This is a genomic window from Geodermatophilus dictyosporus, from assembly GCF_900115505.1.
Classification (GTDB): Bacteria; Actinomycetota; Actinomycetes; order Mycobacteriales; family Geodermatophilaceae; genus Geodermatophilus; species Geodermatophilus dictyosporus.
This window is the reverse complement of sequence record NZ_FOWQ01000002.1, coordinates 622,078-637,219: the sequence shown is the minus strand read 5'-3', so window position 1 is coordinate 637,219 and position 15,142 is coordinate 622,078. Positions and strand designations below refer to the sequence as shown.

Here is a 15,142-nt window from a genome sequence, read left to right as displayed (position 1 = left end):
GGAGGTGGCACCCCGCGACCCTAGCGGGGGCGCGCGGACCGGCCGGACCGGGACCTCAGCAGAGGACCGGCGGCAGCAGGCAGGTCGGCAGCGGGGTGTCGAGGACCGCCGGGGGAGTGCTGCTCGGCGACGGCGACGGGGACGTGCCGCCCCCTCCGGGCACCGGCAGCGAGGGGACCGGACCGCTGTCGGGCGCGGTCGTCGTGGGTGCCGGGTCGCCGGCCGTGGACGCCGGGCCGCCGGGAGCCGGCGCGGAGCCGGTCGACCCGCTGCTGCTGCCACCGGAGGGTGACACGGGCGCCGGTGTCGGCGTCGGCGCGGCCGGGGGCACCTCGCCGGCGGGGACGTCGCTGGTGGGTGTGTCGGGGACGGCGGACGGGTCGCCCGGGGGCGTCGGCACCGGCGCCTCGGGAGCGGCGCACGGCGGGGGCTTCGGGCCGAGCTCGTCGCGGCCGCTGGTCGCCGGGCCGGCGGCGCAGGCCAGTGCCGCCCGCAGCTGCTCGGCGCGGACGCCGACCCGGCCCACCAGGTCGATCGACCCGGTGGCGGCAGCGCCGGCGTCGCCGGGCAGCGCGGGCCGCAGGTCGGCGAGCCCGGAGCCCTGCTGCCGCGCCCAGCCGCTGAGCACCGTCAGCGGCGCGGGGTCCCGGGCGCTGAGCGCCTCGGTGAACACCAGCTCGGCGCCCTCGGTGGTCTGCTCGTCCATCGTGGCGAGCGTGTCGCGGACGAGGGGGGCCGGGGCGCCGCCGTCCGCCAGCTCGTCGAGCTCCTGCAGGCGCGTCGAGGCGAACCCCAGCAGCGTCGCGCCGCGCTCGTCGCCGGCCAGGGCCAGCTGCGTCTGCTCGGAGCCGCGCTTGAGCCCGTAGAGCGCGTCGCCGGGCCGGGCGTCGGCCGACAGCGCGACCAGTGCGCCCATCGCGGTGACCGCCAGCGCCGCGCCGGCCACCGCCGCGGTCAGCCGGGACCGCCAGGCGGCGCGGCGGGGCCCGAGGAGGGCGCGCAGGCCGCGGCGCGGCGCGGGCCCGGGCGAGCGGACGGCGGCCATCGCGACCAGCCGGGCGCGCGTGGCCGCGCGGAAGTCCGGCGCCGGCTCGACGTCGAGGTCGGCGGCCAGCGCCCGCAGGCGGGCCTCCACGGCCTCCTCGCGGTCCCGCACGGACGCGCGGCGGCTGCCCGCGGCGTCGTGCGAGGGGCTCACCTGGGTCCTCCGGTCGGTCGGTCGGGACGGGCGCGGTCGGGTCGGGGGCGGTCGGGTCGGGGTCGTGCGGAACGCCGTCGACCGGAGCAACGAGGCCGGTCGGGGGCCGGTACGGGGTACCCGCGGGTAACCACCCCGGGTGCCCCGACCGGGGGCACGGCCGTCACCGCAGCCCCTCCGGCAACAGGCCGGCCAGCCGACGCACCGCCCGGTGCTGCAGGGCCTTGACCGCGCCGTCCTTCTTGCCCATGGCCGCGGCGGTCTCCGACACCGACAGGCCCTGCAGGAACCGCAGCGAGATGCACTCCTGCTGCTCCCTGCCCAGCTGCCGGATGCAGGCCAGCAGTTGCTCGTTGGTCAGCCGGGCCACGACGGCGTCCTCGGGGCCGTCGGTGGCCCGGTCGGCGTCGCGCATGTCGGCGGTGCTGACCTCCAGCCGGAAGCGGCTGCTCTTCACGTGGTCGCGGACGATGTTGCGGGCGATCGTCACCAGCCAGGCGCCGACGTCGCGGCCCTGGAAGGACAGCGAGTCGATCCGCCGCAGCGCCCGCACGAACGTCTCGCTGGTGAAGTCCTCGGCCTGCGCCCGGTCGCCCACCCGGAGGAGGACGAAGCGGTAGACCAGCGTCACGTAGTGGTCGTAGAGCTGCCCGAACGCCTCTGCGTCGCCGTCCTGGGCGCGGCGGACCAGGCGCCAGACGTCGACCCGGTCGGCCGGCCGCTCCTCCTCGAGGGCCGCGAGGTCCTCGTCGAGCGCCGCGTCGTCCTCCTCGCCCTCCGTGGGCGGTCCGGGGGGCACGGCGGACCCGAGGACGGCCGCCCCGGGCGTGCGCGGGCACGGGGTCGGGCGGGGCCGCCGGGCCGGGGCGGGGGACGGCGCCTCGTCCACCGGGCGCGACTGCGGCATGCGGGCGTCGACCTCCTCGTCGGCCCGCCGAGCCGCGACGGCTCGCCCGACGGGGGCCCCTCCCCGGTTCGCCGGGTGCCCGCGCTGCTGCGGGTCGTGTCCCATGGTGACAACATCACTGCGAACCGTCCACGTCGGTGGTCGCTCCCGCACCCCCTGTCCCAGGGGGAGGAGGCGCCGCCGCCCGGGAGGAGGCGCCGTGGAACCGCCCGCAGCCGCCACGGGCCCGGCGCCCCCGCGGCTGGAGCTGCTCACCCGCGAGGGCTGCCACCTGTGCGTCGCCGCCGCCGAGACGGTGGCCCGGGTCGCCGCGGAGGCGGGGGTGACCAGCCGCGAGGTCGACGTCGACACCGACCCGGAGCTGCGGGCCGAGTACGGCGACCGGGTGCCCGTCGTGCTGCTCGACGGCCGCGAGCACTCCTACTTCACCGTCGACGTCCCGCGGCTGCGCCGCGACCTGGGGCTCGGGTAGGGCCGGCACGGGCTGGTCCGGCCCCCGTGCAGGGGCCCGCCACGAGCCTGCGAGTGGTGGGGGCCACGGGGGTCCTTGCTATGGTCTCGGACACAGCACCGCCCGTCCGCGCTGACCAGGGAGCCGGTGCGGCCGCCGGGACTTTGTTCCTGCGTTCACAAGCGGTTACCGTGGCAGTCGCCGGGTGGTCGTCCGCCCGGATCCCCGATGTCGTCCGCCCCCCTCGGCTCCCGCCGTCGTCCGGGCGCGACCGCTGTGGAGTGGACCCGTGATGCAGTCGCGGCCCCGGATCCCGGAGGCCACCGTCGCGCGCCTGGCCGTGTACCTGCGGGTGCTCAGCGGCCTGGCCGACGGCGGTCGCGGCACGGTCTCCTCCGGTGAGCTGGCCTCGGCGGCCGGCGTCAACCCGGCGGGCCTGCGCAAGGACCTCTCGCACCTGGGGCCCTGCGGCACCCGCGGTGTGGGCTACGAGGTGGCCACGCTGCGTGACCGCATCGCCGGTGTGCTCGGCATGGAGACCGCGCACGCCTGCGTGCTGGTCGGGCTGGGCAACCTCGGCTCGGCCCTGGCCGGCTACGGCGGCTTCGGCAGCCGCGGGTTCGAGTTCGTCGGCCTGTTCGACGCCTCGCCGGCCCGCGTCGGTCAGGAGGTCGGCGGCCGGGTGGTCCGCCCGATGGAGGAGCTCGACGAGGTCGTCACCGCCACCCGGGCGACGATCGGGGTCATCGCGACACCGGCCGAGGTGGCCCAGGGGGTCTGCGACCGGCTGACCTCGGCCGGGGTGAGGAGCATCTTGAACTTCGCGCCGGTGGCGCTCACCGCGCCCGCGGGGGTCGACGTCCGCCAGGTCGACCTCTCCGTCGAGCTCCAGGTCCTCGCGTTCCTCGACAAGCAGCGCGGCCCCGCCACGACCGTCCTCGCCCCCGCCGGAGGCATGGCATGAGCCTGCTCGCCGTCGGCATCAGCCACCAGACCGCGCCGGTCGCGCTGCTCGAGCAGTTCGCCATGTCCCGCGACGACCAGGTCAAGGCGCTGCACGAGCTGGTCGGCAGCGACCACGTCAGCGAGGCGCTGGTGCTGGCCACCTGCAACCGGGTCGAGGTCTTCGCCGAGGTCGACCGTTTCCACGGCGGCGTCGCCGAGGTCAGCCGGGTGCTGGCCCGCCAGGCCGGTGCCACCGTCGAGGAGCTCTCGCCCTACGTCACCGTCCACTACGAGGACCAGGCCGTCGCCCACCTGTTCACCGTGGCCGCCGGCCTGGACTCCATGGTCGTGGGCGAGACCCAGGTGCTCGGCCAGCTGCGCGCCGCCTACGCCCTCGCCCAGGAGGAGGGCGCGGTCGCCCGCGCCCTGCACCCGGTGGCCCAGCACGCCCTGCGGGTGGGCAAGCGGGTGCACGCCGAGACCGGCATCGACCGGGCCGGGCAGTCGCTGGTCACCGTCTCCCTCGACCGCGCCGAGGCGCGCGTCGGACCGCTGGCCGGCCGCCCGGTGCTGGTCGTCGGCGCCGGCTCGATGGGCGCGCTCGCCGCCACCACGCTCTCCCGCCGCGGGGCGCTGGTCACCGTCGCCAGCCGCTCCCCGGAGTCGGCGGCCCGGCTGGCCGCGGCCGTCGACGGCGGCACCGCGGACCTGGCCGACCTGCCGCAGGCCATCGCCGACGCCGACGTGCTGGTGACCTGCACCGGCGCCACCGGCCTGGTCGTCTCCACCGACGCGGTCGCCACCGCGATGGCCGGCCGCCCCGACCGTCCGCTGGCCGTCGTCGACCTGGCGCTGCCCCGCGACGTCGACCCCGGCGTGGCCGCGCTGCCCGGCGTGCACGTCGTCGACCTGGCGCTCCTGCAGGGCGAGCGCAACGGCGCCCTCCTGCGCGGCGACCGCCCGGCCACCGGCACCGACCCGACCATCGGCGCCGACCGGGTCGCGGGCTCCGTCGGCGCGGACGACGTCTCCGCGGCGCACGCGCTCATCGAGGCCGAGACCGCGCTGCTGCGCGCCGAGCGGCAGGCCGCCGCCGTGGCCCCGACGGTGTCGGCGCTGCGCAGCCAGGCCGCCGAGGTCGTCGACGCCGAGCTGCTGCGGTTGTCGACCCGGCTGCCCGACCTCGACGCCCGGGCCCGCAGCGAGATCACCCGCACCGTGCGCCGCGTCGTGGACAAGCTGCTGCACGAGCCGACCGTGCGGGTCAAGGAGCTGGCCAGCACCCCGGGCGGCGTCGACTACGCCGACGCGCTGCGCGCGCTGTTCGGGCTGGGCATCGACGCCGAGGTGCCCGCCGACGGGTCGCACCTGGCCGAGGCGGTCGGCGTGGACCCCGACGAGCTGCGCCCGGGCGGCGCCGCGTGACGACCGCCACCCGCACGCTGCGGCTGGGCACCCGCGCCAGCCAGCTGGCCCGCACCCAGTCGCAGGCCGTCGCCGACGCGATCACCGCGGTCAGCGGGCTGCCGGTGGAGCTGGTGCACATCAGCACCGAGGGCGACCGGTCCGCCGCGGCGATCGCCCAGCTCGGCGGCACCGGCGTCTTCGTCACCGCCATCCGGCAGGCCCTGCTCGAGGGCACCGTGGACGTCGCCGTGCACAGCTACAAGGACCTGCCCACCGCGCCGGAGCCCGGCCTGGTGCTGGCCGCCGTCCCGCCCCGCGAGGACCCGCGCGACGCGCTCGTCGCCCGCGACGGGCTCACCCTCGGCGAGCTGCCCGCCGGCGCCCGGGTGGGCACCGGCGCCCCCCGCCGGGTCGCCCAGCTGCGCGCCCTGGGCCTGGAACTGGACGTCGTGCCGATCCGCGGCAACGTCGACACCCGGATGGCCCGCGTGGTCCCCGGCGACCTGGACGCCGTCGTGCTCGCCCGCGCCGGGCTCGCCCGCCTCGGCCGGCTCGCCACGATCACCGAGACCCTCGACCCGCTGCAGGTGCTGCCCGCGCCCGCACAGGGCGCGCTGGCCGTCGAGTGCCGGGCCGACGACGAGCGCACCCTGGAGGTGCTCGCCGCCCTCGACGACGCCCCCACCCGCGCCTGCGTGCTCGCCGAGCGCACCACGCTCGCCGCGCTGGAGGCCGGGTGCAGCGCGCCGGTCGCCGCGTACGCGGAGCTGGCCGAGGGCGACGACGGCCCCGAGCTCTACCTGCGGGCCTCGGTCACCGCGCTCGACGGCAGCGACGGAGTCCGCGGCTCCGTCACCGGCCCGGTGGGCGACGCCGAGCGGCTCGGCCGCGAGATCGCCGCCGACCTGCTCGACCGCGGCGCCGCCGAGCTCGTGGCGGCGTCCCGGTGACCCCCTCCGCCGGGCAGCCCGCCCCGGCCCCCACGACCCCCGCACACGCCCTCCCGAGGGCCACGAGACCCACAAGGACCAGGAGCACGCGATGACGCGCTTCCGCAAGACCCCAGGCCGCGTCGTCTTCGTCGGCGCCGGCCCCGGCGATCCCGGCATGCTGACCACCCGGGCCACGGCCGCGCTGGCCGAGGCCACGGTCGTGCTGGTCGACCCCGACGTCCCCGCACCGGTGCAGGACGCCGTCCGCGAGAACCGGCCCGGCCTCGAGCTGACCCCCGTCAGCGGCGAGCCGGCCGACGTCGCCAAGGGCGCGGTCGCCGCGGCGAAGGGCGGCGACGTCGTCGTCCGGCTCGTCGCCGGCGACCCGTTCACCTCCGACGCCGCGGTCAAGGAGGTGCTCGCCGTCGGCCGCACGTCGGTGCCCTTCGACGTCGTCCCCGGCGTCGCGCCCGCGACCGCCGTCCCCGCCTACGCCGGGGTCGCCCTCGGCGGCACCTCGCTGACCGCGGACCTCCGCGACGGCTCGGCCGACCTGCCGGCGCTGGCCGGCGCGGCCGCGGCGCTGGGCGCCCCCGTGGTGCTGCAGGCCGGCGCCGAGCAGCTCCCCGACGCCGCCGCCCGGCTGGTCGAGGGCGGCCTGTCCGGCAGCACGCCGGTCGTGGTGACCGCCGGCGGCTCGGGCACCGGCCAGCGCAGCGTCGTCGCCAAGCTGGCGGCCGTGGCGGAGAAGACCGCCGGCCTCGACGCGCTCACCGGCGCGGTCGTGGCCACCGTCGGGGCGGCCGTCGACAAGCGCGGCAAGCTGTCCTGGTGGGAGAGCCGGCCGCTGTTCGGCTGGCGGGTGCTGGTGCCCCGCACCAAGGACCAGGCCGGTGAGATGAGCGACCGGCTGCGGGCCTACGGCGCGGTGCCGGTCGAGGTGCCCACCATCGCCGTGGAGCCCCCGCGCAGCGCCGCCCAGATGGACCGGGCCATCAAGGGCCTGGTCACCGGCCGCTACGGCTGGATCGTGTTCACCTCCGCCAACGCGGTGAAGGCCGTCCGCGAGAAGTTCGCCGAGCTCGGCCTCGACGCCCGCGCGTTCGCCGGCGTCAAGGTCGCCTGCGTCGGCGAGCAGACCGCCGAGTCGGTGCGGGCCTTCGGCATCGTGCCGGAGCTCGTGCCCTCGGGCGCCCAGTCCAGCGAGGGCCTGCTGGCCGACTTCCCCGAGTACGACGACGTCCTGGACCCGATCAACCGGGTGCTGCTGCCGCGCGCCGACATCGCCACCGAGACCCTCGCCGCGGGCCTGCAGGAGCGCGGCTGGGAGATCGACGACGTGACCGCCTACCGGACCGTCCGGGCGGCCCCGCCGCCGGCGCCCGTGCGCGAGGCGATCAAGGGCGGCGGCTTCGACGCGGTGTGCTTCACCTCGTCGAGCACCGTGCGCAACCTGGTCGGCATCGCCGGCAAGCCGCACGCCAAGACCGTCGTCGCGGTCATCGGCCCGGCCACCGCCGCCACCGCCCAGGAGTTCGGGCTGCGGGTGGACGTGCAGCCCGAGACCGCCGCCGTCGGCCCGCTGGTCGACGCCCTGGCCGCGTTCGCCGAGGCCAGGCGCGCGGAGGCCGGGGAGTGACCGCGGCGCAGGGCGGGTCGAACCCGGGCTTCGCGCGCGGGCGCCGGCTGCGGTCGACGCCCGCGCTGCGCCGGCTCACCGCCCAGACCCGGGTGGCCCCGGCCGACCTGGTGCTGCCGGTCTTCGTCAAGGAGGGCATCTCCGAGGCCCAGCCCATCGGCTCGATGCCCGGCGTCGTGCAGCACACGACCGACTCGCTGCGCAAGGCCGCCCACGAGGCGGCCGACGCCGGCATCGGCGGGCTGATCCTCTTCGGCGTCCCCGCCGAGAAGGACGAGGTGGGCTCGCAGGCCGACGCCGCCGACGGGATCGTCAACGTCGCGCTGCGCCAGCTCCGGGCCGACCTCGGCGACGAGCTGGTGCTCATGGCCGACCTGTGCCTGTGCGAGTACACCTCGCACGGGCACTGCGGGGTGGTCACGCCGGCCGGCGTCGTCGACAACGACCCCACGCTGGACCGCTACGCGTCGGTGGCCATCGCCCAGGCGCAGGCCGGTGCCCACGTGATCGCCCCCAGCGGGATGATGGACGGGCAGGTCGCGGCCATCCGCCGGGCGCTGGACTCCAGCGCGTTCACCGAGACGCCGGTCCTCGCCTACGCCGCCAAGTACGCCTCGGGCTTCTACGGCCCGTTCCGCGAGGCGGCCGAGGGCGCGCCGCAGTTCGGCGACCGCTCGACCTACCAGATGGACCCGCCCAACGCCGACGAGGCGCTGCGCGAGGTGCGCCAGGACCTCGCCGAGGGCGCCGACGCCGTCATGGTCAAGCCGGCGCTGCCCTACCTCGACATCGTGGCCCGGGTCGCCGACGCCGTCGACGTCCCGGTCAGCGCCTACCAGGTCAGCGGCGAGTACGCGATGGTCGAGGCGGCGGCCCGCAACGGCTGGATCGACCGCGAGCGCGCCATCCTGGAGACGCTGACCGCCATCCGCCGGGCCGGTGCGGGTCAGGTGCTCACCTACTGGGCCGTCGAGGCCGCGCGCCTGCTGCGGTGACCGCCCGCCGATGAGCTACGTCGAGCCCGGGGGCTCCTGGCGGCCGTTCTGGCTGGTCGCCGGTGTCCTCGGGCTCCTCGGCGTCCTGGACCGGGTGCTGCCCGGCCCGGACGTCCCGCCGCTGCTGTGGCTCGTCGCGGTGGTGGCCGTGCTGGGGATCGCCGCCGCCGTCTGCCTCGCCGCGCGCCGCGCCTGGACCGTGCGGGTGGACCCGGGCGGTCCCGACGGCGCGCTGTCGGTGGGCCGGGAGCGGGTGGCGCTGGCCGACGTCGACGCCGCCCACCTGCGCGCCGTCCGCCGGGGCGCGGCCGGGGTGGACGCCGGCGCCCCGGTGCTCGGCGGCGGCTGGTCGGTGCCGCGGGGCCGCACCGGGCTGCCGCTGCGGCTGGCCGACGGGCGCACCGTGCTCGTCCCCACCTGCGACCCGGCGGCCCTGGGCACCGCCCTGCTCGCCGCGGTGCCGGCGAGGGCGACGTCACAGCCCGCCCACCCCGACGCCCCCGACGGCCGCCCCGGCAGGAGGGGGACACTGGGGCCGTGACCTCGCTGGACACCGCCCGGTACGACTACGCCGCACCCGTCTCGGCCGAGCTGTTCGCCCGCGGGCAGCGCGTCACCCCCGGTGGCGTGAACTCCCCGGTGCGCGCGTTCCGCGCCGTCGGCGGCACCCCGCGCTTCATGACGCAGGGCTCCGGACCGTGGCTGACCGACGCCGACGGCCGCCGCTACGTCGACCTCGTGGCCTCGTGGGGGCCGATGATCCTCGGCCACGCCCACCCGGCCGTCGTCGAGGCGGTCACCGCCGCCGCGCGCCGCGGGTTCTCCTTCGGCACGCCCACCGAGGGCGAGCTCGAGCTGGCCGAGGAGATCATCGCCCGGATGCCGCCGGTGGAGCGGGTGCGGCTGGTCAACTCCGGCACCGAGGCGGTGCTCTCGGCCGTGCGGCTGGCCCGCGGCGCCACCGGCCGGCCGGTCGTCGTCAAGTTCGCCGGCTGCTACCACGGCCACGTCGACGCGCTGCTGGCGTCGGCCGGCTCCGGCGTGGCCACCCTCGGCCTGCCCGACACCCCCGGCGTCACCACCGGCGCGGCCGCCGACACGGTCGTGCTGCCCTACAACGACGTCGCCGCCGTCGAGCGGGTCTTCGCCGAGCGCGGTCCCGACATCGCCCTCGTCGTCAGCGAGGCCGCGCCGGGCAACATGGGCGTCGTGCCGCCCCTGGCGGGCTTCAACGCCGAGCTGCGCCGGATCACCGCCGCGCACGGCGCGCTGCTGCTGCTCGACGAGGTGATGACCGGGTTCCGGGTGTCCCGCTCGGGCTGGTACGGCCACGACCCGGTCGACGCCGACCTGTTCACCTTCGGCAAGGTCATGGGCGGCGGGCTGCCGGCCGCGGCCTTCGGCGGGCGCGCCGACCTCATGGACCACCTCGCGCCGACCGGGCCGGTCTACCAGGCCGGCACGCTGGCGGGGAACCCCGTCGCGGTCGCCGCCGGGCTCACCACGCTGCGGCACTGCACCGACGAGGTCTACGCCCGCTGCGACGAGGTGGCCGCGGTGCTGCGCGGCGCCACCAGCGCGGCGCTGTTCGCCGCCGGCGTCCCCCACCGGGTGCAGCAGGCCGGCTCGATGTTCTCGGTGTTCTTCGTGCCCGCCGAGCGCCAGGTGCGCGACTACGACGACGCCCGCACCCAGGACACCGCCGCGTTCACCGCCTTCTTCCACGAGATGCTCGCCCGCGGCGTCTACCTGCCGCCGTCGGCCTACGAGTCCTGGTTCGTCAACGCGGCGCTCGACGACGAGGCGGTGGAGAAGGTGCTCGACGCGCTGCCCGCCGCCGCCCGTGCCGCCGCGGCCGCCGACCCCGCCGACGCCCCGCCCGACGAGGCCGCCAAGGACGCCCAGGAGCTGTCCCCGTGAGCGACGGGACGACGGTGGTGCACCTGCTGCGCCACGGCGAGGTGCACAACCCGCAGGGCGTGCTCTACGGCCGGCTGCCCGGCTACCGGCTCTCGGCGGCGGGGGAGGGGATGGCCCGGACGGCGGCGGAGTGGTTCGAGGGTCGCGGCGTGACCCACCTGGTGTCCAGCCCGCTCGAGCGCGCGCGGCAGACCGCCGCGCCGGTCGCCGAGCGGCTGGGCCTGCCGCTGGCCGTCGACGACCGGCTCATCGAGGCCGGCAACGCCTTCGAGGGGCTCACGGTGGCCGGCGGCCGGGGTGTGTTCCGGTCACCGGCGCACTGGTGGCGGCTGCGCAACCCCGTCCGCCCCTCGTGGGGCGAGCCCTACGTGGAGATCGCCGCGCGGATGATCCTCGCCGTCGAGGCCGCGCGCGACGCCGCCCGCGGCAGCGCCGCCGTCTGCGTCAGCCACCAGCTGCCCATCTGGACGCTGCGGCTGCACCTGGAGGGCCGTCGCTACGCCCACGACCCGCGCCGCCGGCAGTGCGGGCTGGCGAGCGTGACCTCGGTGACCTACGAGGGCGACCGGGTGGTCGGCGTCGCCTACGCCGAGCCGGCCGGTGCCACCGACCCCGACGCGGTCCCCGGCGCATGAGGCGTGCCCTGCTCGCCGTGACCGCGGCCCTCGCCCTGCTCACCGGCTGCTCGACCGGCGAGGGCCAGGTCGACGTCGCCAACGGCGGCCAGTTCCGCTTCGTCGCGGCCACCCCGGCCGGCGAGGTCATCCCGGAGGCCGAGCGGGACGCCGCACCCGAATTCGGCGGCACCCTGCTCGGCGGCGGCGACTGGACCTCCGCCGTGCTCGACGGCCGGGTCGCCGTGCTCAACTTCTGGGGCTCGTGGTGCCCGCCCTGCCGCGTGGAGACGCCGCAGTTCCAGGAGGTCTACGCCGACGTCCGCGACGAGGGCGTGGCGTTCCTCGGCCTGAACGTCAAGGAGACCGACGAGCAGTTCGCCCAGGCGTTCGTCGACAGCGAGGGCATCGAGTTCCCCTCTCTGTACGACCCCGCCGGCGAGGTGGCCCTGGCGTTCCGGGACTACCCCGCGACGGCGATCCCGTCCACCATCGTGCTCGACCGGGACGGCCGGGTGGCCGCCGTCTACACCGGCGAGGTCGCCCAGGACGACCTGCGCGCGGTGATCGACTCGCTGCTCGGGGAGGGCTCGGGTGGGAGCTGAGTTCGCCGCGCTGGTCACCGACGGCCCGCTGCTGGTCGCCGCGGCCGTCGCCGCCCTCGTCGGGCTGGTCAGCTTCGCCTCGCCGTGCGTGCTGCCGCTGGTGCCCGGCTACCTGTCCTACGTCACCGGCCTGGTGGGCAGCGGCGTGCGCACCGCCGCCCCGGTCCCCGCCGGCGACGGCACGGCGCCCGGTGCCACCGTCACCGCCGTCCGCGCCGACGAGCGCTCCCCGCGCGGGCGGATGGTGCTCGGCGCGCTGCTGTTCGTCCTCGGCTTCACCGCCGTCTTCGTCGCCGTGGGCACCGCCTTCGGCGGGCTGGGCCGGCTGCTCGTGCAGTACGACGACGTGATCACCCGGGTGATGGGCGTCGTCGTCATCGTCGTCGGGCTGGCCTTCCTCGGCCGGCTGCCGCTGCTGCAGCGCACCGCCCGGCTGTCGGTGCGCCCGGCCGCGGGCCTGGCCGGGGCGCCGCTGCTCGGCGTCGTCTTCGGGCTCGGCTGGACGCCGTGCCTGGGCCCGACGCTCTCGGCGGTCTACTCGCTGGCCTACACCGAGGCCACCGCCGGCCGGGGTGCGCTGCTGTCGGTGGCCTACTGCCTGGGCCTGGGCGTGCCGTTCGTGCTCGTCGCACTCGGCGCCCGCTGGGCGGTCGGGGCGACGACGTTCCTGCGCCGGCACGCCCGCGCCGTCACCCGCTTCGGCGGCGCCGTCCTCGTCGTGGTCGGGCTGCTGCTGGTGACCGGCGCCTGGAGCGAGATGATGTCGTGGCTGCGCTCGTGGCTGGCCGCCACCGGCCTGGGGGAGTCGCTGCTGTGAGTCTCGCCGCCCCGCCGCGGGAGGCCGCCGCGCCCCCGCCGCCGCCCGCCCGGCCGTCGGCCGTCCGCCGGCTCGGCGGGTTCCTGCTGCGCCAGTGGCGCCGGCTGACCGCGATGCGGACGGCGATCGTGCTGCTGTTCCTGCTCGCGCTGGCGGCCGTCCCCGGCTCGCTGCTGCCGCAGCGCTCGCTGTCGCAGGCCAACGTCAGCCAGTACTTCGCCGACCACCCGACGCTCGCGCCGGTGCTCGACCGGCTCTACCTCTTCGACGTCTTCAGCTCCCCGTGGTTCGCCGCGGTCTACCTGCTGCTGTTCGTCTCGCTCATCGGCTGCGTGCTGCCCCGCGCCCTGGAGCACGCCCGCGCGCTGCGCACCCCGCCGCCGCCGGCCCCGCGCCGGCTCTCGCGGCTGCCCGACGCCGCGGAGCTGCCCACCCCGCTGCCGGCGCCCGAGGCCCTCGACGTCGTCGAGGAGGAGCTGCGGGTGCGCCGCCACCGCGTCGTCCGCCGCGAGCGCGGGGGCGTGGAAGAGCTGTCGGCGGAGAAGGGGCTGCTCAAGGAGGCCGGCAACCTGGTCTTCCACCTCGCGCTGGTGGCGCTGCTGCTGGCGCTGGCCGGGGGCAAGCTGTGGGGCTACGAGGGCAGCATCCTGGTCACCGAGGGCGGCCGGTTCTGCAACTCCTTCCAGCAGTACGACACCCACTCCTCCGGCGCGCTGGTCGAGGGCAGCGACCTGACGCCGGTCTGCGTGGGCCTCGAGGACTTCCGCGCCGAGTACGAGGAGGACCTCACCGCCGCCTCGTTCACCGCGGACATCACCTACGGCCCGCCGGGGCAGGAGGGCCGGCCGGCGACGATCGGCGTTAACGACCCGCTGCGGGTCGACGGCGACCGCGTGTACGTGACCGGCCACGGCTTCGCCCCGCGGTTCACCGTGACGCTGCCCGACGGCTCGACCTTCGACGACGTCTCGGCGCCGTTCCTGCCCACCGAGCAGAGCACGATGGCCAGCGAGGGCGCGCTCAAGCTGCCCGACCTCGGCGCCGGCGCCGAGGACCAGCTCGCCCTGCAGGGGTTCTTCGCCCCGACCGGCATGGTCCGCGACGGCATCCTCACCTCGATCAACCCGCAGCCGCTGGCGCCGCAGGTCGCGATCGTGGCCTACCAGGGCTACCTGGGGCTGGACTCGGGCCTGCCGCAGTCGGTGTACTCGCTGGACACCTCGCAGATCGAGCGCGGCCGGCTCACCGAGGTCGGCTCGGCGAACCTGGCGGTGGGGGAGTCGACGACGCTGCCCGACGGCACGACGGTGACCTTCACCGGCTACGCCGAGTTCGCCGCGCTGCAGTTCTCGCACGACCCCGGCCAGGTGTGGGTGCTCGCCGCCGCGATCGCCGTCCTGGCCGGCCTGCTCGGCATGCTCCTGCTGCGCCGGGAGCGCGTCTTCGCCCGCGCCACCGCCGCCCCTGCGGACGGCGGTACCGTGCTCGGCGTCGGCGTGCTGACCCGCGGCAGCGGCGACGGCGCCCCGCGCTTCGCCGCCCTGACCGACGACCTGCGGGCGGCCCTGGCGGCCCGCGCCGCAGCCCGCGCCCCGTCCGACGGGGCCGCACCGGAACCGGAGGCCTCCCCGCGTGACCGCTGACCAGCTGGCCGACCTGTCCGACACGCTGTTCTCCAGCAGCGTCGGCCTGTACTCCCTGGCCGTCGTGGCGTTCTGCGCCCAGCTGGCCTTCGGCCGCCGGCCCGCCCGCGCGCGCGAGCTGGTCGGCTCCGGCGCGCCGGCCGAGCCCGGCGCCACCGCTGCGTCCGCCCCCGGGGCCGACCCGCCCGCGGTGCGCCGCTGGGGCCGGGTCGCGATGCTGCTCACCGCGCTCGGCGCGCTCGCCCACGCCGGGGTCCTGGTCGCCCGCGGGCTGGCCACCGACCGGCTGCCCTGGGGCAACATGTACGAGTTCGCGACGGCCGTCGTGCTCGTCGCCGTGGTGGCCTTCCTCGTGCTGGCGGTGCGCTCGCCGGGCCTGCGCCACCTGGGCCTGTTCGTGCTCGCCCCGGTCGTGGTCAGCCTGGTGGCGATCGGCCTGTTCCTCTACGTCGAGGGCGGCCCGCTGGTGGCGGCGCTGCGGTCGAGCTGGCTGGCCGTGCACGTCACCAGCGCCATCCTCGGCTCGGGCGTCTTCCTGGTCAGCGGCATCGCCAGCGCGCTGTACCTGGTGCGGTCGCGGTACGAGGCGCGGGGCGGCGACGGCGCCGACCTGGTCGCCCGGGTGCCGAGCGCGGCGAGCCTGGACCGGCTGGCCCACCGCACCGCGGTCTTCGGCTTCCCGATCTACACCTTCGCCATGATCGCCGGCGCGATCTGGGCCGAGAGCGCCTGGGGCCGGTTCTGGGGCTGGGACCCCAAGGAGACCTGGATGTTCATCTCCTGGGTCGTCTACGCCGCCTACCTGCACGCGCGGACGACGGCGGGCTGGCGGGGCCGGCCCGCGGCGTGGGTCAACGTCGTCGGCTTCGGCATGGTGCTGTTCAACCTGCTGTACGTGAACATGGTCTCCACCGGCCTGCACAGCTACGGCGGCGTGGACTGAGTCCGCACCACCCGCCCCACCAGGGCACTCGCGCCCCCTGAGCAGGGGTGCGGGCGCCGGTCGGGTCGGTTGCGTGCTTCCATGCTCCGCATGACCGCACGTGCGGGGGACCGGCGAGGAGGCCAC

Annotated in this window: 15 protein-coding genes; 13 read left to right on the top strand and 2 right to left on the bottom strand. The window is 77.0% G+C overall.

Translation table 11 applies throughout. The annotated features are described in order from the left end of the window. Positions 1–55 precede the first annotated feature (55 nt). Complete coding sequence (locus tag BMZ33_RS06655) at positions 56–1,198, bottom strand: DUF5667 domain-containing protein (protein WP_091108733.1); 1,143 nt, start codon at positions 1,196–1,198, stop codon at positions 56–58. A 163-nt stretch (positions 1,199–1,361) separates the two neighbouring features. After that, positions 1,362–1,997 (bottom strand): sigma-70 family RNA polymerase sigma factor, encoded by a 636-nt coding sequence (locus BMZ33_RS06650; protein WP_091108917.1) that lies wholly within the window; start codon positions 1,995–1,997, stop codon positions 1,362–1,364. A 307-nt stretch (positions 1,998–2,304) separates the two neighbouring features. On the opposite strand from BMZ33_RS06650, the gene BMZ33_RS06645 reads away from it, so the two are divergent. The 13 genes from BMZ33_RS06645 (at position 2,305) to ccsB (ending at position 15,016) form a co-directional block, all read left to right on the top strand. Further along, the gene (locus BMZ33_RS06645) at positions 2,305–2,577 is read left to right on the top strand and encodes a glutaredoxin family protein (RefSeq protein ID WP_169063977.1); all 273 of its coding nucleotides are present in this window, start codon (positions 2,305–2,307) and stop codon (positions 2,575–2,577) included. 271 nt (positions 2,578–2,848) lie between these two features. Next, entirely contained in the window at positions 2,849–3,520 is a 672-nt protein-coding gene (locus BMZ33_RS06640) for a redox-sensing transcriptional repressor Rex (RefSeq protein ID WP_244524254.1), read from the top strand. Next, positions 3,517–4,926: a glutamyl-tRNA reductase gene (locus tag BMZ33_RS06635; protein ID WP_091108730.1), complete on the top strand. Its 1,410-nt coding sequence runs from the start codon at positions 3,517–3,519 to the stop codon at positions 4,924–4,926. Before BMZ33_RS06640 ends, BMZ33_RS06635 begins: the two co-directional genes overlap by 4 nt. Beyond that, complete coding sequence (gene hemC, locus BMZ33_RS06630) at positions 4,923–5,858, top strand: hydroxymethylbilane synthase (RefSeq protein ID WP_169063976.1); 936 nt, start codon at positions 4,923–4,925, stop codon at positions 5,856–5,858. Before BMZ33_RS06635 ends, hemC begins: the two co-directional genes overlap by 4 nt. 91 nt (positions 5,859–5,949) lie before the next feature. Next, entirely contained in the window at positions 5,950–7,479 is a 1,530-nt protein-coding gene (locus BMZ33_RS06625; protein ID WP_091108729.1) for a bifunctional uroporphyrinogen-III C-methyltransferase/uroporphyrinogen-III synthase, read from the top strand. After that, positions 7,476–8,474: a porphobilinogen synthase gene (hemB, locus tag BMZ33_RS06620; RefSeq protein WP_091108728.1), complete on the top strand. Its 999-nt coding sequence runs from the start codon at positions 7,476–7,478 to the stop codon at positions 8,472–8,474. The genes BMZ33_RS06625 and hemB overlap by 4 nt, the downstream gene beginning before the upstream one ends. Positions 8,475–8,484: 10 nt before the next feature. Beyond that, the gene (locus BMZ33_RS06615) at positions 8,485–9,015 is read left to right on the top strand and encodes a hypothetical protein (protein ID WP_091108727.1); all 531 of its coding nucleotides are present in this window, start codon (positions 8,485–8,487) and stop codon (positions 9,013–9,015) included. Continuing rightward, the gene (gene hemL / locus BMZ33_RS06610) at positions 9,012–10,394 is read left to right on the top strand and encodes a glutamate-1-semialdehyde 2,1-aminomutase (protein ID WP_091108726.1); all 1,383 of its coding nucleotides are present in this window, start codon (positions 9,012–9,014) and stop codon (positions 10,392–10,394) included. The genes BMZ33_RS06615 and hemL overlap by 4 nt, the downstream gene beginning before the upstream one ends. Beyond that, complete coding sequence (locus BMZ33_RS06605) at positions 10,391–11,029, top strand: histidine phosphatase family protein (protein ID WP_091108725.1); 639 nt, start codon at positions 10,391–10,393, stop codon at positions 11,027–11,029. Before hemL ends, BMZ33_RS06605 begins: the two co-directional genes overlap by 4 nt. A 17-nt stretch (positions 11,030–11,046) precedes the next feature. Beyond that, positions 11,047–11,613: a TlpA family protein disulfide reductase gene (locus tag BMZ33_RS06600; protein WP_169063975.1), complete on the top strand. Its 567-nt coding sequence runs from the start codon at positions 11,047–11,049 to the stop codon at positions 11,611–11,613. Beyond that, on the top strand, positions 11,603–12,430 hold the full coding sequence (locus tag BMZ33_RS06595) for a cytochrome c biogenesis CcdA family protein (RefSeq protein ID WP_091108723.1): 828 nt from the start codon (positions 11,603–11,605) through the stop codon (positions 12,428–12,430). The genes BMZ33_RS06600 and BMZ33_RS06595 overlap by 11 nt, the downstream gene beginning before the upstream one ends. Further along, positions 12,427–14,073 carry a cytochrome c biogenesis protein ResB gene (gene resB / locus BMZ33_RS06590; protein ID WP_091108722.1) on the top strand — a complete coding sequence of 549 codons (1,647 nt, stop codon included), beginning with the start codon at positions 12,427–12,429 and terminating at the stop codon, positions 14,071–14,073. Before BMZ33_RS06595 ends, resB begins: the two co-directional genes overlap by 4 nt. Further along, positions 14,063–15,016, top strand: coding sequence for a c-type cytochrome biogenesis protein CcsB (gene ccsB / locus BMZ33_RS06585; RefSeq protein WP_091108721.1), 954 nt, complete (start codon positions 14,063–14,065; stop codon positions 15,014–15,016). Before resB ends, ccsB begins: the two co-directional genes overlap by 11 nt. Positions 15,017–15,142: the final 126 nt, after the last annotated feature.

Bases quoted from the DNA above. Each gene is read 5' to 3' on its own strand.
- BMZ33_RS06625 (WP_091108729.1), top strand. From the start codon at position 5,950: ATGACGCGCTTCCGCAAGACCCCAGGCCGCGTCGTCTTCGTCGGCGCC.
- BMZ33_RS06635 (WP_091108730.1), top strand. From the start codon at position 3,517: ATGAGCCTGCTCGCCGTCGGCATCAGCCACCAGACCGCGCCGGTCGCG.
- BMZ33_RS06615 (WP_091108727.1), top strand. From the start codon at position 8,485: ATGAGCTACGTCGAGCCCGGGGGCTCCTGGCGGCCGTTCTGGCTGGTC.
- BMZ33_RS06640 (WP_244524254.1), top strand. From the start codon at position 2,849: ATGCAGTCGCGGCCCCGGATCCCGGAGGCCACCGTCGCGCGCCTGGCC.